Source organism: Duganella aceris, assembly GCF_011090165.1.
GTDB classification, from domain to species: Bacteria; Pseudomonadota; Gammaproteobacteria; order Burkholderiales; family Burkholderiaceae_D; genus Rugamonas; species Rugamonas aceris.
This window is the reverse complement of the sequence record NZ_JAADJT010000002.1, coordinates 498103-522610: the sequence shown is the minus strand read 5'-3', so window position 1 is coordinate 522610 and position 24508 is coordinate 498103. Positions and strand designations below refer to the sequence as shown.

Annotated in this window: 22 protein-coding genes, 2 tRNA genes and 1 pseudogene; 14 read left to right on the top strand and 11 right to left on the bottom strand. The window is 64.7% G+C overall.

Annotated elements, in window-relative coordinates:
- Positions 1 to 78 precede the first annotated feature (78 nt).
- Together GW587_RS06885 and GW587_RS06880 are read left to right on the top strand one after the other, a co-directional pair.
- A complete protein-coding gene (locus GW587_RS06885; protein WP_166100262.1) occupies positions 79 to 2133 on the top strand; it encodes an NAD(+) synthase in 2055 nt (684 codons plus the stop codon).
- 118 nt (positions 2134 to 2251) lie between these two features.
- A complete protein-coding gene (locus GW587_RS06880; protein WP_166100259.1) occupies positions 2252 to 2590 on the top strand; it encodes a P-II family nitrogen regulator in 339 nt (112 codons plus the stop codon).
- 45 nt (positions 2591 to 2635) lie between these two features.
- On the opposite strand, the gene GW587_RS06875 is transcribed toward GW587_RS06880, so the two are convergent.
- The 3 genes from GW587_RS06875 to trxB form a co-directional block, all read right to left on the bottom strand.
- Complete coding sequence (locus GW587_RS06875; RefSeq protein WP_166100257.1) at positions 2636 to 3268, bottom strand: trimeric intracellular cation channel family protein; 633 nt, start codon at positions 3266 to 3268, stop codon at positions 2636 to 2638.
- 145 nt (positions 3269 to 3413) lie between these two features.
- Positions 3414 to 4082, bottom strand: coding sequence for a Smr/MutS family protein (locus tag GW587_RS06870; RefSeq protein ID WP_166100254.1), 669 nt, complete (start codon positions 4080 to 4082; stop codon positions 3414 to 3416).
- A gap of 4 nt (positions 4083 to 4086) precedes the next feature.
- Positions 4087 to 5040 carry a thioredoxin-disulfide reductase gene (gene trxB / locus GW587_RS06865; RefSeq protein WP_166100252.1) on the bottom strand — a complete coding sequence of 318 codons (954 nt, stop codon included), beginning with the start codon at positions 5038 to 5040 and terminating at the stop codon, positions 4087 to 4089.
- 222 nt (positions 5041 to 5262) lie between these two features.
- Here trxB and GW587_RS06860 point away from each other — a divergent pair, with 222 nt between their 5' ends.
- The 6 genes and pseudogenes from GW587_RS06860 to GW587_RS06835 all read left to right on the top strand — a co-directional run bounded on the left by GW587_RS06860 (position 5263) and on the right by GW587_RS06835 (position 12225).
- Positions 5263 to 7668 (top strand): DNA translocase FtsK, encoded by a 2406-nt coding sequence (locus GW587_RS06860; RefSeq protein WP_166100250.1) that lies wholly within the window; start codon positions 5263 to 5265, stop codon positions 7666 to 7668.
- Positions 7669 to 7684: 16 nt separating this feature from the next.
- The gene (gene lolA / locus GW587_RS06855) at positions 7685 to 8317 is read left to right on the top strand and encodes an outer membrane lipoprotein chaperone LolA (RefSeq protein ID WP_166100247.1); all 633 of its coding nucleotides are present in this window, start codon (positions 7685 to 7687) and stop codon (positions 8315 to 8317) included.
- Positions 8318 to 8379: 62 nt separating this feature from the next.
- The gene (locus GW587_RS06850) at positions 8380 to 9684 is read left to right on the top strand and encodes a replication-associated recombination protein A (RefSeq protein ID WP_166100244.1); all 1305 of its coding nucleotides are present in this window, start codon (positions 8380 to 8382) and stop codon (positions 9682 to 9684) included.
- Between the two features lie 132 nt (positions 9685 to 9816).
- Positions 9817 to 10044 (top strand): annotated as a pseudogene (locus GW587_RS31805) (MBL fold metallo-hydrolase); the annotation flags it as partial.
- A gap of 358 nt (positions 10045 to 10402) precedes the next feature.
- Positions 10403 to 11350: an MBL fold metallo-hydrolase gene (locus GW587_RS06840; RefSeq protein WP_166100241.1), complete on the top strand. Its 948-nt coding sequence runs from the start codon at positions 10403 to 10405 to the stop codon at positions 11348 to 11350.
- Between the two features lie 41 nt (positions 11351 to 11391).
- The gene (locus GW587_RS06835; RefSeq protein WP_166100238.1) at positions 11392 to 12225 is read left to right on the top strand and encodes an alpha/beta fold hydrolase; all 834 of its coding nucleotides are present in this window, start codon (positions 11392 to 11394) and stop codon (positions 12223 to 12225) included.
- A gap of 4 nt (positions 12226 to 12229) precedes the next feature.
- Here GW587_RS06835 and GW587_RS06830 read toward each other — a convergent pair whose 3' ends face one another.
- Positions 12230 to 12643, bottom strand: a complete 414-nt coding sequence (locus GW587_RS06830) for a hypothetical protein (protein WP_166100236.1) — start codon at positions 12641 to 12643, stop codon at positions 12230 to 12232.
- Between the two features lie 68 nt (positions 12644 to 12711).
- Positions 12712 to 13062: a DUF2917 domain-containing protein gene (locus GW587_RS06825; protein ID WP_166100234.1), complete on the bottom strand. Its 351-nt coding sequence runs from the start codon at positions 13060 to 13062 to the stop codon at positions 12712 to 12714.
- A 172-nt stretch (positions 13063 to 13234) separates the two neighbouring features.
- Here GW587_RS06825 and GW587_RS06820 point away from each other — a divergent pair, with 172 nt between their 5' ends.
- From GW587_RS06820 to GW587_RS06800, 5 genes are all read left to right on the top strand, one after another.
- Positions 13235 to 14686: an aminotransferase-like domain-containing protein gene (locus GW587_RS06820; RefSeq protein WP_166100231.1), complete on the top strand. Its 1452-nt coding sequence runs from the start codon at positions 13235 to 13237 to the stop codon at positions 14684 to 14686.
- Between the two features lie 128 nt (positions 14687 to 14814).
- On the top strand, positions 14815 to 15021 hold the full coding sequence (locus GW587_RS06815) for a hypothetical protein (protein WP_166100228.1): 207 nt from the start codon (positions 14815 to 14817) through the stop codon (positions 15019 to 15021).
- Positions 15022 to 15112: 91 nt separating this feature from the next.
- The gene (serS, locus tag GW587_RS06810) at positions 15113 to 16402 is read left to right on the top strand and encodes a serine--tRNA ligase (RefSeq protein ID WP_166100225.1); all 1290 of its coding nucleotides are present in this window, start codon (positions 15113 to 15115) and stop codon (positions 16400 to 16402) included.
- 68 nt (positions 16403 to 16470) lie between these two features.
- Positions 16471 to 16560: transfer RNA gene (locus GW587_RS06805), tRNA-Ser, on the top strand.
- Positions 16561 to 16699: 139 nt separating this feature from the next.
- Positions 16700 to 16789 (top strand) — tRNA-Ser (locus tag GW587_RS06800).
- Between the two features lie 238 nt (positions 16790 to 17027).
- On the opposite strand, the gene GW587_RS06795 is transcribed toward GW587_RS06800, so the two are convergent.
- The 5 genes from GW587_RS06795 to metC form a co-directional block, all read right to left on the bottom strand.
- Complete coding sequence (locus tag GW587_RS06795) at positions 17028 to 18578, bottom strand: amidase (RefSeq protein ID WP_166100223.1); 1551 nt, start codon at positions 18576 to 18578, stop codon at positions 17028 to 17030.
- Positions 18579 to 18709: 131 nt separating this feature from the next.
- Positions 18710 to 19948 (bottom strand): NAD(P)/FAD-dependent oxidoreductase, encoded by a 1239-nt coding sequence (locus tag GW587_RS06790; RefSeq protein WP_166100220.1) that lies wholly within the window; start codon positions 19946 to 19948, stop codon positions 18710 to 18712.
- A 29-nt stretch (positions 19949 to 19977) separates the two neighbouring features.
- Positions 19978 to 20757 carry an amino acid ABC transporter ATP-binding protein gene (locus GW587_RS06785; protein ID WP_166100502.1) on the bottom strand — a complete coding sequence of 260 codons (780 nt, stop codon included), beginning with the start codon at positions 20755 to 20757 and terminating at the stop codon, positions 19978 to 19980.
- 5 nt (positions 20758 to 20762) lie between these two features.
- A complete protein-coding gene (locus GW587_RS06780) occupies positions 20763 to 21413 on the bottom strand; it encodes an amino acid ABC transporter permease (protein WP_166100218.1) in 651 nt (216 codons plus the stop codon).
- A gap of 9 nt (positions 21414 to 21422) precedes the next feature.
- The gene (metC, locus tag GW587_RS06775) at positions 21423 to 22595 is read right to left on the bottom strand and encodes a cystathionine beta-lyase (RefSeq protein WP_166100216.1); all 1173 of its coding nucleotides are present in this window, start codon (positions 22593 to 22595) and stop codon (positions 21423 to 21425) included.
- 108 nt (positions 22596 to 22703) lie between these two features.
- Here metC and GW587_RS06770 point away from each other — a divergent pair, with 108 nt between their 5' ends.
- Positions 22704 to 23630, top strand: coding sequence for a LysR substrate-binding domain-containing protein (locus GW587_RS06770; RefSeq protein WP_166100214.1), 927 nt, complete (start codon positions 22704 to 22706; stop codon positions 23628 to 23630).
- A 1-nt stretch (position 23631) separates the two neighbouring features.
- On the opposite strand, the gene GW587_RS06765 is transcribed toward GW587_RS06770, so the two are convergent.
- Positions 23632 to 24480: a transporter substrate-binding domain-containing protein gene (locus GW587_RS06765; RefSeq protein ID WP_166100211.1), complete on the bottom strand. Its 849-nt coding sequence runs from the start codon at positions 24478 to 24480 to the stop codon at positions 23632 to 23634.
- Positions 24481 to 24508: the final 28 nt, after the last annotated feature.

The following is a 24508-nucleotide window of genomic DNA, read 5'->3' as shown; positions in this document are numbered from 1 at the left end:
GTTTCGTCGGCGACAAGGAAAACCGGCGCCGTGCGATAATTCCTTTTTGTTCGTTCCTCCGCAGGCGAGAGATTTCACATGGCCCACAACTTCCATAATCTGTACACCCATGACTTCGCCCGCGTCGCCGTCGCGGCGCCGGTTTGCCGCATCGCCGACCCGGCCTACAACGCGGCGCAAACCATCGAGCTGGCCGAACAGGCGGCCGCCCAGGGCGCGGCGCTGGTGGCGTTTCCCGAGCTGGGCCTGTCGGCCTACACCTGCGACGATCTGTTCCACCAGCGCGCCTTGCTGGATGGCGTGCTCGACGGACTCGACGCCATCGTCGCCGCCTCCGCCGAGTGGAAGATGGCGGTGGTGGTCGGCGCGCCGCTGCGGGTCGAGCATCAGCTGTACAACTGCGCGGTGGTGATCGCCGGCGGCCAGATCCAGGGCGTGGTGCCGAAGAGCTACCTGCCCAACTACGGCGAGTTCTACGACGCGCGCCAGTTCTCCAGCGGCGACTACGCGGTCGCCACCGAGATCGACCTGCTCGGCGAGCGCGTCCAGTTCGGCTCCGGCCTGCTGTTCGAGGTGGCCGATCTGCCGCTGTTCAAATTCCACGTCGAGATCTGCGAGGATGTGTGGGTGCCGATTCCGCCGTCGTCGTTCGCCGCGCTGGCCGGCGCCACGGTGCTGGTCAATCTGTCGGCGTCGAACGCGCTGGTGGGCAAGGCCGGCTACCGCAACCAGCTGGTGTCGCAGCAATCGGCGCGCTGCATCTCCGCCTACCTGTACACCTCGGCCGGCGGTGGCGAATCGACCACCGACCTGGCGTGGGACGGGCAGGGCGTGATCTGCGAGAACGGGGAGCTGCTGGCCGAAGCCAAGCGCTTCGTCGACGAGCCGACGCTGACCTTCGCCGACATCGACCTGGAACGCCTGTCGCGCGAGCGCATGCGCATGAACACCTTCGCGCAATCGGTGCAGCGCCACGCCGGCGAGGTCGGCAAGTTCCGCACCGTGTTCTTCCAGCTGGAGATCGACCGCGAACAGGCGCTGGCGCTGAAGCGCTGCGTCGAACGCTTCCCTTATGTGCCGGCCGATGCGCGTCGCCGCGACGAGCGCTGCAACGAGGTGTACAACATCCAGGTGCAGGCGCTGGCGCAGCGCCTGACCAGCAGCGGCCTGAAGAAAGTGGTGATCGGCGTCTCCGGCGGCCTCGATTCGACGCACGCGCTGCTGGTCTGCGCGCGCGTGATGGACAAGCTGAAGCTGCCGCGCACGAACATCCTGGCCTACACCATGCCCGGCTTCGCCACCAGCGACCGTACGCTGAAGCAGGCGCACGCGCTGATGAAGCTGGTCGGCTGCTCGGCGCAGGAAATCGACATCCGCCCGAGCTGCGTGCAGATGCTGAAGGATCTGAACCATCCGTACGCCGAGGGCCGGGAACAGTACGACATCACCTTCGAAAACGTGCAGGCCGGCGAGCGCACCAACCATCTGTTCCGCCTGGCGAACCACCACGGCGGGCTGGTGATCGGCACCGGCGACCTGAGCGAGCTGGCGCTGGGCTGGTGCACCTACGGCGTCGGCGACCACATGTCGCACTACAACGTCAACGCCAGCGTGCCGAAGACGCTGATTTCGCATCTGGTGCGCTGGGTGGCCGAGTCCGGCGTCATCGGCCGCAACGATGCGCAGGTGCTGCTCGACATCCTCGGCACCGAGATCAGCCCCGAGCTGGTGCCGGGCACCGCCGAGGGCCAGCCGGAGCAGCGCACCGAGAGTACCATCGGCCCGTACGAGCTGCAGGACTTCAACCTGTACTACGTGCTGCGCTTCGGCTTCGCGCCGTCCAAGGTGGCGTTCCTGGCGCTGTCGGCGTGGAAGGACAAGGAGCTGGGCCGCTGGCCGGACGGCGACCACGTCACCCGCAACCAGTACGACCTGGGGGCGATCAAGAAGAACCTGGGCATCTTCCTGGACCGCTTCTTCCGTACCAGCCAGTTCAAGCGCAGCTGCGTGCCGAATGCACCGAAGGTGGGCAGCGGCGGCTCCTTATCGCCGCGCGGCGACTGGCGCGCGCCGAGCGATGCGCAAAGCGTTGTATGGTTGGAAGAATTGCGCTCCATTCCGGTGCACGATTGAAGGATTTCGCGTCGACACGCAGACGTACATGGACAGCGCGCGCGCGTCGATTACAATACGATGGATGGCTAGCGGTTCGCCCGGCTACAGATTTTCGATTTATATATAAGGAGAAGTCATGAAACAGATTACCGCTGTGATCAAGCCGTTCAAACTGGACGAGGTGCGTGAAGCACTGGCTGAGGTCAACGTTACCGGCCTGACCGTTACTGAAGTCAAAGGCTTCGGCCGCCAGAAGGGTCATACCGAGCTGTATCGTGGCGCCGAGTACGTGGTCGACTTCCTGCCGAAGGTGAAAGTCGAAGTGGTCGTCGACGACGGCGTCGCTGAAACGGTGGTGGACGCCATCATCAAGGCCGCCCGCACCGGCAAGATCGGCGACGGCAAGATCTTCGTGCAGAACGTGGAGCAGGTGATCCGCATCCGCACCGGCGAGACCGGGCCGGACGCGGTGTAAGCCCGTATCGCTGTCTATTGAATGCCGGCCTAGCCGGCATTTTTTTTAGCGGTGGTTGCCGATGCGCAGGTCGAATTTCCAGGTCACCAGCCGCACCACGGTGATGAAGGCGGCGCTGGCCCACAGCGCGAAGTCGTCGGAGACGTCGGTGTATTGCAGGCCGATGTACATCCAGCAGCCGAAGAAGGCGCAGATGGCGTAGGGTTTGCCGTCGCGGAACACCATCGGCACCTCGTTGCAGACGATATCGCGCAGCACCCCGCCGAAGATGCCGGTGATGACGCCCATCATCGAGGCGATGAACAACGGCATATGCGCCGCCTGCGCCTGCGATACGCCGGCCACCGCGAACAGCCCGAGGCCGATGGCGTCGGCGATGACGATCAGGCGTTCCGACAGGATCTGGCGCAGCGTGCGCATCAGCGGTACGGCGATCAGCGCCAGCACGAAGATCAGGATCGCGTATTCCTGGTGCATGACCCAGAACAGCGGGCGCCGGTCGAGCAGGATGTCGCGCAGCGTGCCGCCGCCGAACGCGGTGATGAAGGCGACCGTGAACACGCCGACGATGTCCATCCGTTTGCGGCGTGCTTCCACGAATCCGGAAAACGCGCCCACCAAAATCGCCACGATTTCAATAATGGTGATGAGGGAGACGTGGACCGGGACGTGCTTCATGTAGGCATAAGGACAAAGTTGCAATGTCCGTAGGTTAACATGGGGGATACGTGAAGTGTAACTTTGTTGCGCGCTTGTACCCCTCCACCGTCAGAGGGGTCAGACCCCTGCGGGGTCTGACCCCGGTGGTCCGCGCCGTGCGGGTTTAGCGCGTGGGACGCAAGGCGGCGCGCAGCAGTACGATCAGCGCGCCTTCGCCGCCTTCCGAGGCGCGGGCCTGGCAGAAGGCGACCACTTCCTCCTTCTGCACCAGCCAGCTGTGCACCATCGACTTCAGTACCGGCTCCTGGCTCTTGGAGCCGAAGCCGCGGCCGTGGATCACGCACACGCAGCGGTGGTTGCGCATCGCCGACTTGCGCAGGAAGTCGCCGATGGCGTCGCGCGCGGCGTCGCGCCGCAGGCCGTGCAGGTCGAGCTCGTCCTGCACCGGCCAGTGGCCCTTGCGCAGCCGCTTCATCACGTCCTGGCCGACACCGGGGGCGGTGTAGTTCAGCGCCGGATCTTCCTCCAGGTAGTGATCGACTTCGAACAGGTCCGACAGCGACTCGCGCAACACCAGCGCGTCGTCCTCGGCCTGCGACAGCTTGCGCGCCGGCGCGGCGGCCGGGGCCGCCGTCTTCGGCAGCTGCGGCACATAGCGGTCGGAGACCGGCATGCGCTTCACGCCGCCCAGGCTGGACTGGAAGATGTTCGCCTCAACCGCCTGCACCTTCTCGCGCTTGACGCGCTCCGCCTCTTCGGCGGCGCGCGTGTCGGCCTGCTCCTTGAGCTGCCTGGCCAGCGATTTCAGGTCGGCGAAGTCTTTCAGTCCCACGTGCTTACTCCTGGCCTTCGAGGTAGCGCTGGGCGTCCAGCGCGGCCATGCAGCCGGTGCCGGCGCTGGTGATGGCCTGGCGGTAGATATGGTCCTGCACGTCGCCGGCGGCGAACACGCCCGGCGCGCTGGTCGCGGTGGCCATGCCTTCGGTGCCGGTCTTGGTCTTGATGTAACCGTTGTGCATGTCCAGCTGGCCTTCGAAGATGCCGGTGTTCGGCTTGTGGCCGATGGCGACGAACAGGCCGTGCACGGTCACGTCGGTGACCGCGCCGGTCTCGGTCGACTGGATCTTGACGCCGGTGACGCCGCCGTCGTCGCCCACCACTTCCTGCAAGGTGTGGTTGTACTTGATCTCGACCTTGCCTTCGGCGACCTTGGCGTTCAGGCGGTCGATCAGGATGGCTTCGGCGCGGAACTTGTCGCGGCGGTGGATCAGCGTGACCTTGGTGGCGATGTTCGACAGGTACAGCGCTTCCTCGACGGCGGTGTTGCCGCCGCCGATGACGGCCACTTCCTGGCCGCGATAGAAGAAGCCATCGCAGGTGGCGCAGGCCGACACGCCTTTGCCCATGAACGCTTGCTCCGACGGCAGGCCCAGGTACTGCGCCGAGGCGCCGGTGGCGATGATCAGCGAGTCGCAGGTGTATTCGTGGCTGTCGCCGACCAGGCGCATCGGTCGCTCGGCCAGGTGCACGGTGTGGATGTGGTCGAAGACGATGTCGGTGTTGAAACGTTCCGCGTGTTGCAACAGACGCTGCATCAGGTCCGGGCCTTGCACGCCCAGCGGGTCGCCGGGCCAGTTTTCCACGTCGGTGGTGGTCATCAGCTGACCGCCTTGCTCGACGCCGGTCACCAGCATCGGCTTCAGGTTGGCGCGGGCGGCGTAGACGGCGGCGCTGTAGCCGGCGGGGCCGGAGCCGAGAATGAGTACGCGAGCGTGTTTGGGAGTGGTCATGGCAGGCTTCTGTGAGTGTTGGATTAATCCGAATTTGGGGGCGTTTGCGTGGTCGGCAAGGGTCACAATTAGGATGCAACTATTGCATTCACGCAGGCAATACAAGATTATAGTGCAAGCAGCGCATCAGGATGAATCGTCGGGCCTGTTGGAGGCCATATGGCTTAGAATAGCCGTATCTGAATATTTCCTGACCGATAACATTGCAACACCTTAATTCCTATGAGTAGTAAAAAAGTTCAGGAACGCGTCCCAAGAGCGAGTTCCGCCGCCTCCGCCGCGGCGTCTTCGTCCGCCTATACCCGCACCCCGACCGAGCGCCAGCCGCTGCCCAACCGGGTGGTGCGCCTGTTGTCGGAAGCGCGCTGGCTGGCGCTGGCCGTGCTGGGCGTGTATTTCGTGCTGATCCTCGCCAGCTACACCAAGACCGATCCCGGCTGGTCGCATGAGACGCTGGTGCCCAAGGTCGCCAATATGGGCGGCCGCGCCGGCGCCTGGTTGTCGGACCTGTTGTTGTACATTTTCGGCATCTCGGCCTGGTGGTGGGCGTTTTGCCTGCTGCGGCTGGTGTGGCAGGGCTATCGCCGGCTGACGCAGAAATTCGTCATGTCGAAGGAGCCGGATCCGGAACATGCGCAGGAACCGCTGATCCGCGCGATCGGCTTCGTGCTGCTGTTCATCGGCAGCGTCGGGCTGGAGTTCCTGCGCCTGCGCACGCTGACCAGCCACGCGCAACTGCCGCGCACCTCGGGCGGCGTGCTGGGCGAGATGATCGGCCATTCGGCGCATGTCGCCTTCGGCTTCACCGGCGCGACGCTGCTGCTGTTGCTGCTGTTCGGCCTGGGTTTCAGCCTGTTCTTCCATGTCTCGTGGCTGGCGCTGGCCGAACGCATCGGCGGCGGCATCGAGCTCGCCATCGACTGGTTCGTGCAGCGCTACCAGTATCGCGAGGATCGCCGCCAGGGCGAGGTCGCGGCGGTCAAGCGCGAGGAGGTGGTGGTCATCGAGCGCGCCAAGCACGTCGAGAAGCATCCGGTGGCGGCGCCGCCGGTCAAGATCGAGCCGCAGGTGGTCACCGTGGTCAAGTCGGAGCGGGTCGAGAAGGAGCGCCAGGCCAATCTGTTCCAGGATCTGAGCGGCGACAGCCGGCTGCCGGCCTTGTCGCTGCTGGACGAGGCGGCCGAGGTGCAGGAAACCGTGTCGATCGAGACGCTGGAATTCACCAGCCGCCTGATCGAGAAGAAGCTGTCGGATTTCGGCGTCGAAGCCAAGGTGGTGGCGGCGTATCCGGGCCCGGTCGTTACTCGCTACGAGATCGAGCCGGCCACCGGCGTCAAGGGCAGCCAGATTGTCGGCCTGGCGCGCGACCTGGCGCGTTCGCTGTCGCTGACCTCGATCCGCGTGGTCGAGACCATCCCCGGCAAGAACTACATGGCGCTGGAGCTGCCGAATCCGAAGCGCCAGATCGTGCGCCTGAGCGAGATCGTCGGCTCCAAGGTCTACAACGACAATCCGTCGCCGTTAACGGTCGCGCTGGGCAAGGACATCGCCGGCAAGGCCGTGGTGGCCGACCTGGCCAAGATGCCGCACTTGCTGGTGGCGGGTACCACCGGCTCGGGTAAATCGGTGGGTATCAACGCCACCATCCTGTCGCTGCTGTACAAGTCCGATCCAGCCGACGTGCGCATGATCCTGATCGATCCGAAGATGCTGGAGATGTCGGTCTACGAAGGCATCCCGCACCTGCTGGCGCCGGTGGTGACCGACATGCGCCAGGCCGGCCACGCGCTGAACTGGGCGGTCAACGAGATGGAGCGGCGCTACAAGCTGATGTCCAAGCTGGGCGTGCGTAACCTGGCCGGCTACAACGCCAAGATCGCCGAAGCCAAGAAGCGCGAGGAACACATCCCGAATCCGTTCAGCCTGACGCCGGATTCGCCGGAGCCGCTGGAAAAACTGCCGACCATCGTCATCATCATCGACGAGCTGGCCGACCTGATGATGGTGGTCGGCAAAAAGGTCGAGGAGCTGATCGCGCGGATCGCGCAAAAGGCGCGCGCCGCCGGCCTGCACTTGATTCTGGCGACGCAGCGTCCATCTGTGGATGTGATCACCGGCCTGATCAAGGCGAACATCCCGACCCGGATCGCATTCCAGGTATCGTCCAAGATCGACTCGCGGACCATTCTGGACCAGATGGGCGCGGAGGCGCTGCTCGGCATGGGCGACATGCTGTACATGCCGCCTGGGACCGGCCTGCCGGTGCGGGTGCACGGCGCCTTCGTTTCCGATGACGAGGTGCACCGCGTGGTCAAGCATTTGAAGACCACCGGCGAGCCGGACTACATCGATGGCATCCTCGAAGGCGGCACGCTGGAAGGCGAGGGCGGCGCGGCCGGCGGCGAGGCCGGCGAAGCGGGCGGCGAGGCCGATCCGATGTACGACCAGGCGGTGCAGGTGGTGTTGAAGAATCGCCGCGCCTCGATCTCGCTGGTGCAGCGTCATCTGCGCATCGGCTACAACCGCGCGGCGCGTTTGCTGGAACAAATGGAAAATAGCGGCGTGGTGTCGAGCATGCAATCGAACGGCAACCGCGAGATTCTGGTGCCGGCCGCCAGTGCGGAATAATAAAAGGATAAACAGTATGACTCGTTTCAAAAGTATCGTGGCGCTGAGCGCCGGCCTGCTGATCGCCGGCTTCGCCCAGGCCAGCGCGCTGGAGCAGTTCAAGTCCTTCGTGGCGTCGACCAAGGCGGCCAAGGGCGAGTTCGTCCAGCGCCAGGTCAAGAACACCAACGGCGAGGCGCCGAAAGTGTCGACGCCGGCCTCGGGCACCTTCATGTTCGCCCGTCCAGGCAAGTTCATCTGGACCTATGTGAAGCCCTACGAGCAGGTGCTGCAGGCGGACGGCGACAAGCTGTACATCTTCGACAAGGACTTGAACCAGGTCACCGTGAAGAAGCTGGGCGATGCGCTGGGCTCGTCGCCGGCGGCGATCCTGTTCGGCAGCAATGACCTGGAAAAGAACTTTACGTTGTCAGAGGGTGGTGCGAAGGATGGCCTGGAATGGCTGAAAGCTGTGCCAAAAGCCAAGGACACCGCCTTCGAGCAAATCACCATCGGCCTGCGCAACGGTTTGCCGGAAGCGATGGAGTTGAAGGATTCGTTCGGCCAGACCTCGGTGCTGTCGTTCAAGGGTATCGAGAAAAATCCGGCGCTGACTGCGACAAGTTTTAAATTTGTCATGCCGAAGGGCGCGGACGTATTCAATAATTAATCCGGTAGTTTCGGGTTTCGACGCCGCAGCTGCGACGCTGCGGCGTTTTTCTATTTAAGATCATGGCAGATTTATTCACCACCGAACCGCGCCAGCCGCTGGCCGAAGCCCTGCGTCCCAAGACGCTCGACGACGTCGTCGGCCAGCATCACCTGCTGGGGCCGGGCAAGCCGTTGCGCCTGGCGTTCGAGTCGGGCCAGCCGCATTCGATGATTTTGTGGGGCCCGCCCGGCGTCGGCAAGACCACGCTGGCGCGGCTGACCGCCAACGCCTACGAGTGCGAGTTCATCGCGCTGTCGGCGGTGTTCTCGGGCGTCAAGGATATCCGCGCCGCGATGGAGCAGGCGCAGCACAACCTCGACATGGGCAAGCACACCATTCTGTTCGTCGACGAGATCCACCGCTTCAACAAGTCGCAGCAGGACGCCTTGCTGCCGTATGCGGAATCGGGGCTGGTGACGCTGATCGGCGCCACCACCGAGAATCCCTCGTTCGAGGTCAACTCGGCGCTGCTGTCGCGCTCGCAGGTGTATGTGCTGAAGTCGTTCGATGAGGCCGAGCTGAAGCAGCTGGTCGACAAGGCGCGCGCCAAGGTGTTGACGCATCTGGAATTCGACGACGCCGCCATCGACACGCTGATCGGTTACGCCGACGGCGACGGCCGCCGCCTGCTGAATTTGCTGGAGCAGACCAGCATGGCCGCCAACGCCGCCAAGACCAACAAGATCACCGCCGAGTTCATCCAGAACGCGCTGACCTTGAACGCGCGCCGCTTCGACAAGGGCGGCGACAATTTCTACGACCAGATCTCGGCGCTGCACAAATCGGTGCGCGGCTCGAATCCGGACGCCGCGCTGTACTGGTTCTGCCGCATGCTGGACGGCGGCGCCGACGCCAAATACCTGTCGCGCCGCATCGTGCGGATGGCGTGGGAAGACATCGGCCTGGCCGATCCGCGCGCGATGCAGATCGCCAACGACGCCGCCACCACCTTCGAACGGCTCGGGTCGCCCGAGGGCGAGCTGGCCTTGGGGCAGGCGGTGGTCTATCTGGCAATCGCCGCCAAGAGCAACGCCGGCTACAACGCCTTCAACCAGGCGATGGCCTTCGTCAAGAAGGACAAGTCGCGCGAAGTGCCGGTCCACCTGCGCAACGCGCCGACCAAGCTGATGAAGGAACTGGGCTACGGCCACGAATACCGCTACGCCCACGACGAACCGCACGCCTACGCCGCCGGCGAAACCTACTTCCCCGACGACATGCGCGAGCCCGGCTGGTACCAACCGGTCCCGCGCGGCCTGGAATCCAAGATCGCCGACAAACTGGCCTTCCTGCGCAAGCTGGACGAGGACGCCGGCAAACAATAGCCGTCCGCAGCGGCCTTTGCGCAGTCCGCCAGCCAGGACGACTATTTCCACACCGGCGCGGGCGCCCGCTACCTGCGGCGCGCCGATTCGGATCTGGTGGTGCAAGCCCTGCGCGGGAATATCACCGTGCTGATGGGCAGCGGCGGCAACATCACCGTGCTGTCGGGCGAGGAAGGAAAATTCCAGGTCGATGCCGGCATCGCCAAATCGCAGGACAAGCTGCAAGCGGCACTGCACAAGATCGGCGCCGCGCCGGTGAAATACGTGGTCAACACGCATTGGCACTGGGACCACACCGACGGCAACGCGGGGCTGCACGCCGCCGGCGCCACCGTCGTCGCGCACAAGAACACCTTCAAGCATCTGACTGAAATCACCCACGTGAACGCCTGGAACTGGACCTTCGATCCGGTGCCGGCGGACGCCCGCCCGACGCTGTTGATCGACCAGGGGAAAACATTCTCGTTCGCGGGCAGCCGGATCGATGTGGAAAATTTCGGCGAAGGCCATACCCCGCGCGGCCTGGAATCCAAGATCGCCGACAAACTGGCCTTCCTGCGCAAGCTTGACGAGGACGCCGGCAAACAATAGCCATGGCGGTAAATGAGCCCATTTTGGCGGAAGTCGTTGCCACAGGCTGCTATCGGGATTGATTTGCACTCCCCATAATTCTCTTTTTACGCGGACACTGTGGTCCGCCTGAACGAGAGGGGCAGCAATGAACACACACTTCACACTGAAAACATTGGCCTTGGCTTCCTGCCTGGTTGCGTCCGCGGCGGCCTTTGCGCAGTCCGCCAGCCAGGACGACTATTTCCACACCGGCGCGGGCGCCCGCTACCTGCGGCGCGCCGATTCGGATCTGGTGGTGCAAACCCTGCGCGGGAATATCACCGTGCTGATGGGCAGCGGCGGCAACATCACCGTGCTGTCGGGCGAGGAAGGAAAATTCCAGGTCGATGCCGGCATCGGCAAATCGCAGGACAAGCTGCAAGCGGCACTGCACAAGATCGGCGCCGCGCCGGTGAAATACGTGGTCAACACGCATTGGCACTGGGACCACACCGACGGCAACGCGGGGATGCACGCCGCCGGCGCCACCGTCGTCGCGCACAAGAATACCTTCAAGCATCTGACTGAAATTACCCACGTGAACGCCTGGAACTGGACCTTCGATCCGGTGCCGGCGGACGCTCGCCCGACACTGTTGATCGACCAGGGGAAAACATTCTCGTTCGCGGGCACCCGGATCGATGTGGAAAATTTCGGCGAAGGCCATACCGACGGCGACCTGTGGGTTTATTTCAAGGAGGCGGATATCCTGGCGCTGGGAGACACCTTCTGGAACGGCATCTACCCGTACATCGATAATGAAGACGGCGGCAGCATCGATGGCGCTATCAAGTGGGCCGGCAAGGCCGTCGAACGCACCACCGACCACACCATTGTCGTTCCCGGCCATGGCGCGGTCGGCACCCGCGCGCAACTGATCGAATTCCGTGACATGCTGGTCACCGTGCGAAATAACGTGGCCGCGTTGAAGCAGCAGGGCAAGTCGATCGAGGAAATTCTCGCCGCCAAACCGACGGCCGCCTTCGACGCCAAATGGGGTAATTTCGTCTTCAATGGCGATCAGTTTACCCGGATGGTCTACGCGGGGCTGTAGTAAGATGACGCGCTGAACAGTCAGCAGCGTAAGGGAGCGGCATGCAGAAGGCATTGGTGGTCGACGGCGTCGACGTTTATATCGAGGGCGAGGGGGCCGAGACCATCGTCATGATCCATGGCTGGCCGGATACCTACCGCGTCTGGGACGCGCAGGTCGCCGAGTTGAAGCAACGCTACCGCTGCGTGCGCTTTACCCTGCCGGGCTTCGATATCGCCAAGCAGCGCCGCTCGTATTCGCTGGACGCCATGCTGCGCGTGCTGCTGCACATCGTCAACAGCGTCAGCCAGAAGCAGAAGGTCATCCTGATGCTGCACGACTGGGGCTGCGTGTTCGGCTATGAGTTTTACATGCGCAACAAGGGGCTGGTGTCGTGCATCGTCGGCGTCGATATCGGCGACGCGCAGTCGAAGGCGACGGTGCGTTCGCGCTCGATCGGTCAGAAGCTGATGGTCAGCGGCTATCAGGGCACGCTGGCGCTGGCGTGGGCCATCGGCGGCCCGGTCGGCAATGTCATGACCCGGACCATGGCCAAGGTGCTGGGCGCGCCGTCGCCGCAGCAATTCATCAGCTCGGCAATGAACTTCCCGTATTACATCCTCGGGGCGGGCGCGGCCGGTTCCTACAGTTCGCTGGTGCCGTTCGTGCCTAAGGTGCCGATGCTGTACATCTACGGCATTCGCAAGCCGTTCATGTTCCATTCGCCGCAGTGGACGGAGAACCTGGCCGGCAAAGAGGGTTGCAAGGTGGTGGCGATGGAGACCGACCACTGGCCGATGCTGCGCCAGCCGGAACGATTCAATCAAATCATCCTGGGCTGGCTGGAAAAGCCGGCTGACAACGACGAGGCCGCCGAGGAAAACGCTGCGGCCTAATCTTTTAACGCAGGCGGATCGGCTTCAGGTACGGTGCGAACGGCGGCGCCGGCAGCTTGGCCGAGGCGTAGGCCTGGCGGAAGCATTCGGCTTTCTTGCCTTCGACATCGGTGGTGCTGCGGGTGACGTTACCCGCCGCGTCCAAGGTCAACACGATCACCACCGGATACTTGGACATGTCGTGGCAGTTGCCGCGCTCGTCCAGCTTTTGCGCGTTGTTATAGTTCAGCGAGATTTCCTCGTACTTGGTCGCCTTGTCGTTCGGGAACTGGGCGTTGAACTTGTTCATCTCGCTGGCGAAGTTCGGGTTGACCGCCGGTGGCGGTTCGTTGGACGAAGATCCCCCCATCGTCGAGCAGCCGGCCGCAACAAACATCACGCCGCTGATGGCGGCGATTTTCAGGTATTGAGTTTTCATAGTTTTTCTCCTTGAAGGGCTGTACTGTTGACGCATCGTACACATTTCAAGAAGAATATGGCGCACGATTAGTTGCGTAGGTGAAATCCTACAGTTGGCAGCAGACGGCTGGCCGCGGCCGACATCAGCCGCGCCATCAGACCCGGCGTCGCCGCCTGGCCGGCGCCGCCGTCCGGCATGCGCACCCGCACCACGCCGCCGCCGGCCGCGTCGATCAGCATCAGGCCATCGTTCGGGATGGTGAACGACTCGCCCCGGCGCAGCATGAAATCGACGTGCTCGCCATAGGCCGTGATCCAGGCCGTCCCCTCCAGGCAGTCGATGCGGCGGCCGGCCGCGTGGGCGATGCGCAGCGGATGGTTTTCCGTCAGGCGGTACTCGGCTTGTCCTTGTTGCACGGCGATCAGTTCGGGTTTCATGTTGGCCTCCTGCGTTGCGATACAGCCAGAATACGCAGCGGCGGCCAACCATAACAGATGCAGCAAAACGATATTGTTACCGTCACAGAGCTGTTTTGACTAAACTGTTATGGTCGAAATTTACGCGCGCTGTACCTGTCGCGGCGGGGCGGGCCGGCGCCACAATATCAAGATGAGCATCCACATCAATCTATACGAGCAGTTGGCCGACGAGCTCGGCGGGCTGATCGCCAGCCGCGTGTTCGCGCCGGGCGACCGTCTGCCGTCGATCCGCCACCTGGCGCAGCAGAAGCGGCTGTCGGTCAGCACCGTGATGCAGGCGCTGCGCCTGCTGGAGGATCGCGGCCTGATCGAGGCGCGGCCGCAGGCCGGCTACTACGTGCGCCACCGCGCCCGCATGGCGGCGGTGATGACCGACGCCGAGCACCTGAAGGAGCCGGCCTTCGTCGGCATCAACAACCTGCTGATGCGGGTGCTGAAGGCCAACGAGGACACCAGCATCGTGCAGCTCGGCTCGTCCTGGCCGCTGGGCGAGCTGCTGCCGATGAAGCGCATGCAGAAGACCGTGGCCGCCGTCGCCAGGCGCGACGCCACCTTGCTGAGCGCGGTCAGCTGCTACGAGACCAACTACCCCGAGTTCACCCGCCAGATCACGCGCCGCGCGCTGGACTGGGGCCACCTCGACCCGGCCGAGATCGTCGTCACCGGCTCCTGCACCGAGGCGATCAGCCTGTGCCTGCGCGCCGTGGCCAAGGCCGGCGACACCATCGCCATCGAATCGGCCACGTACTTCGTGCTGTTGCAGCTGATCGAATCGCTGGGCATGAAGGCGCTGGAGATTCCCACCCATCCGGAGACCGGACCGTCGATCGACGCGCTGGAGCTGGCGCTCGGCGCCGGTCTGGTGCAGGCGGTGCTGCTGATCCCGAACGCCAACAACCCGCTGGGCTGCATCATGCCGGACGCGAACAAGCGGCGGCTGGCGGCCTTGCTGTCGCGGCACGACGTCCCGCTGATCGAGGACGACGTCTACGGCGACCTGTGCTTCACGCCGGAGCGGCCGTGGCCGGTGAAGGCCTACGACACCAGCGGCAATGTGATGCTGTGCTCGTCCTTCTCCAAGGCGGTCAGCCCCGGCGCGCGGGTCGGCTACGTGCTGGCCGGGCGCTATGCGCAGGACGTCGCGCTGCTGAAGATGGTGTCCAGCGGCGCCACCAGCCACTTCTTCCAGGCGGTGCTGGCCGACTTCCTGACCGGCAGCGCCTATGAGAACCAGCTGCGCAAGATGCGGCGCGCGCTGGTGCAGCGCATCGCCCGCATGTCGGACGCGATCTGCGCCGCGTTTCCGCCGCAGTGCACGGTGTCGGCGCCGCAGGGCGGCTTCGTGCTGTGGGTCGGCATGCCGGAGCAGGTCGACGCGCTGGCGCTGCACCAGGCCGCCATCGCCGAGGGCATCGCCTTCATGCCGGGCCAGCTGTTCTCCGCCTCGGGCAAATACAGCAATTACCTGCGCATCAATTGCGGTAACGCCTGGAGCCCGCGGGTCGAGGCGGCGGTGGCCCGGCTCGGCGAGCTGGTGCACCGCCAGGCCGACCAGCTCGGCGCGCCGCGACGCGCCGCCTGATCCCCGATTTTGCAGTTCAGGCGCCGTTTCCGGCGCTTCGTCGCATCCCCATGGCGACCGATACGCCCTTTAGGTACAGTACGACCATACCAAGCAGTCATCGTAACCAACCACCTGAAGGAACTATCATGAACATCGCTAAAAACATGGAAATCATCTTCGTCGCCGCCGCCGTCATCGCCACCGCGACCAGCTTCGCCACCGCCGCTCCAGCGCGCGCCATTCAAGTCCCGGCCGACGCCAAGGTCGCCGTGGTGGCCCAGGCCGACATCCAGATGCCAGTGGTCACCGTGACCGCCAAGCGCCTGACCGCCGCCGAAAAAGCCGCGCTGTAATCGCGCCGGCCGGCGGGCCGAGCAAAACTCGCAAGGAAGTGGCATCCTCTTGGTACAATTGACGTTTTCGATACAACGGCACTTGTTCCCCATGATTGATATCCAACTTCTCCGTAAAGATATTGCCAACGTCGCGGCGCGACTGGCGACCCGCAAGTTCCAGCTCGACGTGGAGGCGTTCAACGCCCTCGAAGCGGAACGCAAAGCGATCCAGACGCGCACCGAAGAGCTGCAGGGCAAGCGCAACTCGCAGTCCAAGCTGATCGGCATGATGAAGGGCAAGGGCGAAGACACCACCGCCCTGATGGCGGAAGTGGCCGGTCTGGGCGACGAGCTCAAGGCCAACGAAACCGCGCTGAGCGCCGTGCAGGCCAAGCTGGCCGATTTCGTACAGACGATCCCGAACCTGCCGCACGAATCGGTGCCGGTCGGTGCCGACGAGGCCGGCAACGTCGAAGTGCGCAAAGTCGGCACGCCGCGCACCTTCGCATTCGAAGTGAAAGACCACGTCGACGTCGGCGCCCCGCTGGGCCTGGACTTCGACGTCGCGACCAAGCTGACCGGCTCGCGCTTCTCGGTCATGAAGGGCGGCATCGCCCGCCTGCACCGCGCGCTGGCGCAGTTCATGCTGAACACCCACACCGACGAGCACGGCTACACCGAGTGCTACACGCCGTACATGGTCAACGCCGATTCGCTGCGCGGCACCGGCCAGCTGCCGAAATTCGAAGCCGACCTGTTCTCGGTGAAGAAGGGCGGCGCCGAGGGCGAGGGCGAGAACTTCTACCTGATCCCGACCTCGGAAGTCACGCTGACCAACCTGGTGCGCGACGAGATCGTCGCGGCCGACACGCTGCCGCTGAAGATGACCGCGCACACGCCGTGCTTCCGCTCGGAAGCGGGCAGCTACGGCCGCGACACGCGCGGCATGATCCGCCAGCACCAGTTCGACAAGGTCGAGATGGTGCAGGTGGTGCATCCGGATACCTCGTACGCGGTGCTGGACGAGATGGTCGGCCATGCGGAAACCATCCTGCAGCGCCTGGGCCTGCCGTACCGCGTGATGGCGCTGTGCACCGGCGACATGGGCTTCGGCGCCACCAAGACTTTCGATCTGGAAGTGTGGCTGCCGGCGCAGAACACCTATCGCGAGATTTCGTCGCTGTCGAACTGCGAAGCGTTCCAGGCGCGCCGCATGCAGGCGCGCTTCCGCAACGCGCAGGGCAAGCCGGAGCTGCTGCACACGCTCAATGGTTCGGGTCTGGCGGTGGGGCGCACCTTGGTCGCGGTGCTGGAGAATTACCAGCAGGCCGACGGCTCGGTGGAGATCCCCGAAGCGCTGCGTCCGTACATGGGCGGGCTGACGCATCTGAAAGCTTGAAAATAGTCCTTCCCTTTTTGCGGCGGGCTGCTATAATCTTGCCTTCTCGCAGCAGTGACGTGAGAAAAGGAGAGGTGGCAGAGTGGTCGAATGTACTTGACTCGAAATCAAGCGTAGGGGCGACCCTACCGTGGGTTCGAATCCCACCCTCTCCGCCATGAATAGCAGTGATGAAAAAGCTCCCGCAAGGGAGCTTTTTTATTTGCGCCTTGCGCGATGAAATGTGCTGCGGGGGGTTCCGTTTTGGTTGAGGTCTGATATATAATCTTGCCTTCTCGCAGCAATGACGTGAGAAAAGGAGAGGTGGCAGAGTGGTCGAATGTACTTGACTCGAAATCAAGCGTAGGGGCGACCCTACCGTGGGTTCGAATCCCACCCTCTCCGCCAATATGCAATGAAGAAGCTCCCGCAAGGGAGCTTTTTTATTTGTGGACGGCGCTGGCTGGGTTCGTCGCGGACTACCTTGATGAAGAGCTCTGGTCGGGGTCTCTTTTTTTTGGGGTTTTACTAAAACCCACGATTTCATGCTGCTTCGCGATAGCTGTCGATATTTCATCGTAGTCGTCGCGATTCGAGTACTAAATTCCGCTACCCGCTTCTAACGTCCATCGGGAACCTAAGGTTTTCATCTCATCACCGGTGGAGTGTATCTCGGCGCTTGCTGTTTTTCCAGTTGCCGCAGCAGCTTGAGCAGCCTCAGGTCGTCGTTGCGGCGGCCGAGCAGTTCGATGCCCACCGGCTCCAGCGGCGCCCATGCGGCGGGGGCTGCCCAGCCGACCGGGAATGCGAGCGCGGGATAGCCGGAATACGCGCTCAGCCTGTGGGTGCCGCCGGTTTCGGGGCCGTTGGCGGCGGTGCCGTTGAAGCCTTGCACCGATGGATACATCAGGAAGTCGAACGACGCCAAGGCCCGATCCAGCCGGGCCTTCACATAAACATCCCGATAGGCGCCGTTGATGCGGTAGCGGTCGTCGTCGCGCCGATGTTCGTGGTTGCGTCCGAAGCTGGCGACATCCGCCAGTACCCGATCGCCTTCGAGACCTTGCGCGTTCAGCGCGCGCAGGCGAAGCTCGAATTCGGCGTAGGTGTTGAACGCCAGCCGGCGGCCGCTGAGGTAGGCGGCAAATTCAGGCGGGAAGTCGAATACCGAGCGGCTGGCGAATTTGGATTGTTCGCCGGGCGGCGCGATATTTCCCGTCAAGACTTGTACGTCGTCGATTTCCACATCCTGCACGGTGATGCCGGCGCGGCGCAGTCGTTCGATGAAGGCGTCGACTTCCCGCATGTAAACTGGCGCCTCGGGGAACAGCGCGCGCACGACGCCGATGCGGGTTTCGGCCAGCGATGGCGTGCTGCGGGCTTCGTCGGCCGCACCTGCGTCCGGCGTGGCGATCAGGCGCATCACTTGGAGGCAGTCGTCGGCACTGCGGCACATCGGGCCGACCACGTCCTGCGATGGCGACAAGGGCACCACGCCGCGCCCATCGACCGTGCCGTGCGTCGGCCGCAGGCCCACCAGCCCGGTCACGGCGGCGGGCACGCGCAGCGAGCCGCTGGTGTCGGTGCCCAGCGCGATCACGCCGAAGCTGGCGGCCAGCGCCGCCGCGTTGCCGGACGAGGAGCCGCCAGCGCTGTTCAGAATATTGTAGGGATTGCGGGTGCGGCCGCCGACCGCCGACGCGCCTTTGTAGTTGAAGGCGAACTCCGACATATTCGTCTTCGCGATCGGGATGGCGCCGGCGCGCCGCAGCGCGGCAACGGTCGGCGCGTCCGCCGGCGCGACGTTGTCCGCCAGCAGGCGCGAGCCGGCGGTGGTGGGCATGCCGGCGACGTCGATGTTGTCCTTGACCAGCAGCGGCGTGCACAGCAAATCGAGCTTGCGTTGGGCGCCGCGCGGCAGCGCGTCCAGCGCCCTGGCGGCGGCCAGCGCGTCCGGATTCACCGCGATCACGCTGTTCAACTGCCGGTCGTATTTGCCGATGCGGTCCAGATGGCTTTGGATGATGGCAGCGCATGAGACCCCGTCTTCAAGCAACGCGGTGCGGATGTCCGCGATGCTCATTTCGATCACCGGCGCCTCGGCCGCCAAGGCGCCCGTCGCCGCGACCGCGCCGCAGGCTGCAAGCAGCGCCCGCGTGCTGATCGCCGCGACCGCGCCACCGACGACGAGCAGCATCCGTGCGCCGGTCGCCGTGAGCAACGCGCGCTTGCTCATCGCCGCGACCGCGCCGCCGGCGGCGAGGATTGCCCGCGCGCTTATCGTCGTGAGCTGCAAGCGTGCGGTGCGTTGTGCCGGCCGGGGCGCGATCAACCTTCCGATCCCGCTTTCACTTCACCAGTGAAGCGATCCGGCCGATACGGCGCCAGGATCGCGGCCGGGGCGCCGCCCAGGACTTCGGCGGCGGCGTGTTGGCCCAGGATCGGCGCCAGCGTCACGCCGCTATGGGTGGCGACCACGTAGGCATTTTTGGCGCCCGGCACCGGGCCGATCACCGGCAGGCCGTCGGCCGGCACCGGGCGGAAGCCGACGCGGATTTTGTCCGGCTCGGCGTTGGCGAGCGCCGGCCAGTACACCGCCGCCTTGCCGAGCAAGCTCTTGGCATGCATGGCCGCCAGCTCCGGGCTCGGATAGGCGGTGATGGCGCGGCCATACACAGGATCGTGCACCGGCAACTGCTTGGGCGGCCCGCCGACATAAATCACCACCGCTTCGCCATTCGGCATCTGCTTGAATTCGAGCGCGCTGGACACGTCGTAGACCATGTCGGTCTGATGCGGCAGCACCTTGGTGTGCACGTTCAGGCCCGGCACGGTGTTGATCGTCAGCTTGAAGCCGAGCATGTCCATCAAGCCCGGCGTATCGGCGCCGGCGGCCACCACCAGCTGGTCGACCGGGAACTCGCCCTGGCTGGTCTTGACCACCTTGACCGCACCGTCCACCATGTCGATGCCGGTGATGGCGCAGGGATAGATCACCTGCGCGCCCTTGGTCTTGGCGTAGCTCAGCATGCGCAGCGTGACGTCGACCGGGTCGATATGCCCATCGTGCGGCAGGAAGAATCCCATGCCGGTGTCGCCCGGGGCGATGCACGGCGACAGCTCGGTGATCTTCCTGGCGTCCACCACCAGCGGATCGGCGGCGGTGTTGCGCAGCGCGACTTCACGCTTCTTCAGGTTGTCCACCTTGGCCGGAATGTTCGACCAGCTGATCGAACCGCCCCAGATCACGCCCAGCCGCAGCCGCTTGTCGAGCTCGCGCCAGGCCGCCATGCTGCTCAGGCGCAGGTCGCGATAATGGGTGTTGACGGTGCTGGCGTTGATCCACGCCAGCGAGGCCTGGGTGGCGCCGCTGGCCGGAGTGTTCTTCTCGAACACGACCACGTCGGCGCCCGCATCGATCAGGTGCACCGCGATCGAGGCGCCGAGAATGCCGCCGCCGACGACGCCGACCCTAGGCCGTTTTTTCGCGCTGGCCGCTGCGGCCAGGCCGGGTACGGTCACTGCACCGGCGCCCAGCAGGCCGCCCATAAAAGATCTACGACGCATACATACTCCCTCAGTGAATTCATCGGTAATTAATCGTGCAACTGGCCCAGGAACTGGCGGCTGCGTTCGCTCGCGCCCGGGCCGAAGAAGGCTTCCGGCGCGGCGTCCTCGACCACGTAGCCGCCTTCCATGAAGATGATGCGGTCGGCCACGTCGCGCGCGAAGCGCGTCTCGTGCGTGACCACCAGCATGGTCATGCCTTCGTTGGCCAGTTCGCGCATGATCTTCAACACTTCATCGCGCAGCTCCGGATCCAGCGCGGAGGTCGGTTCGTCGAAGAAGATCACTTCCGGATCCATGGCCAGCGCGCGGGCGATCGCGACCCGCTGCTTCTGCCCGCCGGACAGCCGGCCCGGATAGGCGTCGGCCTTGGCCAGCATGCCGACCCGGTCGAGCAAGGCCAGTCCGCGCTGGCGCGCCGGCTCTCGCGCCGCGCGCCGCACCGTGACCAGGCCTTCGATCACGTTGTCGAGCACGGTCATGTGCGGGAACAGGTTGAAGGACTGGAACACCATCGCCGTCTTCAGGCGGATCTGCTGCACCTTGCGCCTCTCGTGGCGCGAGCTGGCCGCCTGCGCGCCGTCGACCTCGACGCCGCATACTTCGACGCTGCCGGCGTCCGGCGTTTCAAGGAAGTTCAGGCTGCGGATGAAGGTGGTCTTGCCGGAGCCGGACGGCCCCATGATGACCACCACCTCGCCCTTGGCGACGGTCAGGTCGACGCCGCGCAGCACCTGGTTGGTTCCGAAGGCCTTGGTCAGGCCGCGCACGCGCACGGTGCAGTTGGCGGGCGTTGGGCTGGTTTCCATAGTCGTCATTGGTAGCGTTTCGCGAGTCGGGTTTCAAGCATGCTTTGCAGGATCGTCAGGATCTGGTTGATCAGCCAGTACAGCGCGCCGACGATCAGGAACATGTCCATGTAGCGGAAGGTGGTGGCGCCGAGCTGGTCCGCCACGCGGGTCAGTTCGACCACGGTGACGGTGGAGGCCAGCGAGGTGTCCTTCATCAGGCCGATCAGGCGGCTGCCCAGGTCGGGGATGGCGATGCGCAGCGCCTGCGGCAGCACCACGCGCCACAGCGTCACCGGATAGGACATGCCCATGGCCTGGGCCGCCTCCCACTGGCCGCGGTCGACCGCCATGATGCCGGAGCGGAAATTCTCGCTCAGGTAGGCGGCCGCGAACAGCGACAACGCCAGCAGCGCTGCGGGGATCGGTTCGATGACGATGTCCCAGGTCGGCAGGCCGAAGTAGATCAGCAGGATCTGGATCAGCAGCGGCGTGCCGCGAAACACCGACACGTAGGCGAACGCCAGCCAGCGCAGCGCGCGCCAGCGCGACAGACGGGACAGCGCGATCAGCATGCCGAGCATGCCGCCCAGGATGAAGGCGCCGAAGCCCAGGCCGAGCGTGATCAGGATGGCTTTTTCCAGCAAGGGCAGGGCGCGTATAAACAGGTCGAGCATGGCCGCGCCTTAACCCGGTTTGCGCGAGGTGGCGTACAGCACCTCGGCATAGGCGTCCAGGCCCGCTTGCAGGTCGGCGATCAGCGCCGCCGGCTCCTCCAGGCCGATCGACAGGCGGATCACCGGCTGGTCGGTCAACGGGAACTGGCGCTGCGCCTGCAACGGCGCCGGGTAGTAGGCGGCCAGGCTGTGCACGCCGCCCCAGCTGGCGCCGATGACGAAGCGCTTGAGCGCGTCGAAGAAGCCATGGAAGGCTTGCTCCGGCGCCGGTTTGAGGATCAGCGAGAACAGGCAGCCGCTGCCGTGGAAGTCGCGCTTCCACAAGGCGTGGCCGGGATCCGATTCCAGCGCCGGGAACAGCACACGGTCCACTAGAGGCTGCTGCTCCAGCCAGCGCGCGATCAGCAGCGTGGTGGCGCTTTGCGCGCTGAGGCGCACTTGCAGCGTTTCCAGGCCGCGCAGCACCAGGAAGCAATCGTCCGGGCTGACCTGCTGGCCGAGGATGCTCTGGGTCTCGCGCAGCACCGCGTACTGGTCGTGGTCGTTCATGCTGATCGAACCCATCAACAGGTCCGAATGGCCGCCGAACAGCTTGGTGGCGGCCTCGACGCTGAAGTCGATGCCGTGGTCGAGCGGGCGGAAACCCAGCGGGCTGGCCCAGGTGTTGTCCATCATGGTCAGCACGCCACGGCGCCGCGCCGCCGCCGCGATGGCCGGCACGTCCGGCATCTCCATCGTCACCGTGCCCGGCGATTCGAGGCAGATCATGCGGGTGTTGGATTTGATCAGCGCCTCGATGCCGGCGCCGATGCCGGGCGCGTAGAACTCGACCTCGACGCCCATCCTGGCCAGCCACTTTTCGCCGAAGGTCTTCAGCGCGCCGTAGCAGGCGGCGGAAATCAGCAGGTGGTCGCCGCCGCGCACGAAGCCCATCACGGTGGTCATCAGCGCCGACTGGCCGGACGGCGTGATGACGCAGTGCTTGCCGTTTTCCAGCGCGGCGATCTGGTGTTCCAGCCCGCGCGCGGTCGGGGTGCCGGTGATGCCGTAGCTGTAGCCGTCCGGCTGGCGGTGCTTGCGCTGGACGAAGTCGTCGAGCGTGTCGAACACCACGGTCGAGGCGCGTTGTACCGCCGGCGACAGGCTGGCGAAAGCTTGGTGGGAGGTCTGAGTGGAGTCCATGAAATTATTTGAAAAGTTGATGAGTTGCCCGTCTTCATGAGTAGTATCATCCAAGGCGCGTATTGATTCAACACGACATTGGACTAACTCTATAAGCAGGACTTATATATGGAAATGCGGGAAATCGAGGTGTTCCGGGCGGTGATGCAGGCCGGCAGCACCAGCAAGGCGGCGGCGCTGCTGAATGTGTCACAGCCGGCGGTGAGCCAGTCGATCCGTAAATTGGAAACCGTGTCCGAGCTGCGTCTGTTCGAACGGGTGCGCGGCCGGCTGGTGCCGACCCAGGAAGCGCTGTCGCTGATGGTGGAGGTGGACCGCTGCTTCGCCGGCTTCGAGAGCATCAAGCACCGCATCCGCAGCCTGAAGTCGTTCGGGCTGGGACGGCTGGCGATCGCCTCGTATCCGGCGCTGGGCGGCGGCTTCATGCCGCGCGCGATCGCCGAATTCGGCCTCGATGAACGCCGCATCGCGATGTCGTTCCAGATCCTGAGTTCGCGCGAGGTGCACCAGAACGTTTCCAGCGGCCAGCTGGATTTCGGCCTGATGGCCGACGAGCTGTCGGTGACCGGGCTGGAGCATTCGCCATTCATGAGCGTGCCGGGGGTGATCGTGATGAACGCGCGCCATCCGTTGGCGCGCAAGACGGTGATGGAGCCGGAGGACCTGGGCAGCTATCCCTTCATCGCGCTCAATCCGGAGGACGCCAGCCGGCGCCGTCTGGCGCTGGCGCTGGAGCAGCACCAGCAGGTGCTGCGGCCGATCATCGAGACGCCCAATTCCAGCTCGGTGTGCGAGCTGGCGCTGCATGGCGTGGGGATAGGGATGGCGCATCCGATCGTGGCGCTGGACTTCATCGCGCGCGGGCTGGTGCTCAAGCCGATGTCGATCGACGTGCGCTTCACCGGGCTGCTGGTGTTCCGGCCGGGGATCCCGCTGTCGGAGAACGCGAAGGAATTGTTGAAGATTATGCGCATCCAGATGGATGCGGAGATCCGCCAGCTGCAGCAAGTGCTGGCGGGGCAGCGCGCGGCCTGAGTTATTCGGGCTGCTGCTGCGCTTTGAGGATGGTGGCGCGCATCTCGTACTCGGGACCGATCCACTTCTTGGCGATGCGGTCGATGGTGCCGTCGGCCAGCATCGCGGCCACGCCCTGGTTGAGCGCCGCCTGCAACGCCGGCTGTCCCTTGGCGATGGCCGCCGCCGACAGTTGATAGATCAGCGGCTCGCCCACTTCCTTGACCGGCAGCTTGTGCACCTTGGCGAACTTCATGCCGGCGAAGTGCGAGCTGATGACGGCGTCGATGCGGCGGTTGGCCAGGTCGTTGTAGACGAAGCCGCCGTTGTCGTAGCCGCGCACGTCGGACTGCAGCAGGTTGGCGCGCGCCCACGACTCATTGGTGGTGCCGCTGGTGGCGCCGACCCGCTTGCCGGCCAGGTCGGGCCGGCCGCGGATGGTGGTGTTCTCCGAGCGCACGAAGATGCGGAAATCCTCGACGCCGTAGGGCGCGCTGAAATCGACCTGCTTGCCGCGTTCGCGGGTCGGCGTCAGATCGTTCATGACGATCTCGTATTTGCCCACCCGCAGGCCCTCGATGAAGTTCTTGTACGAGTCGGCCACGAACACCACCTTCGCCACGCCGATGCGCTTGGCCAGTTCCAGCGCCACCTCGACGTCGTAACCGGCCGGCTGGTTTTTATCGTCGAGCATGCTCCACGGCGCGCTGCTTTGCGTGTTGGCGATGCGGATCACGCCGGCGGCGCGGGCCTTGGCCAGCAGGTCGCCGGCCGGCGACTGGGCCAGCGCCGCCGGCGCGGCCAGCGCGCACAGCAGCGCCGGCAGGCAGGCCAGCGCCAGGCGCCGGGAAGGGGAGAGGACAGCTGTCATAGGCGCGCCTTGTAAATGAGGAGTCGAT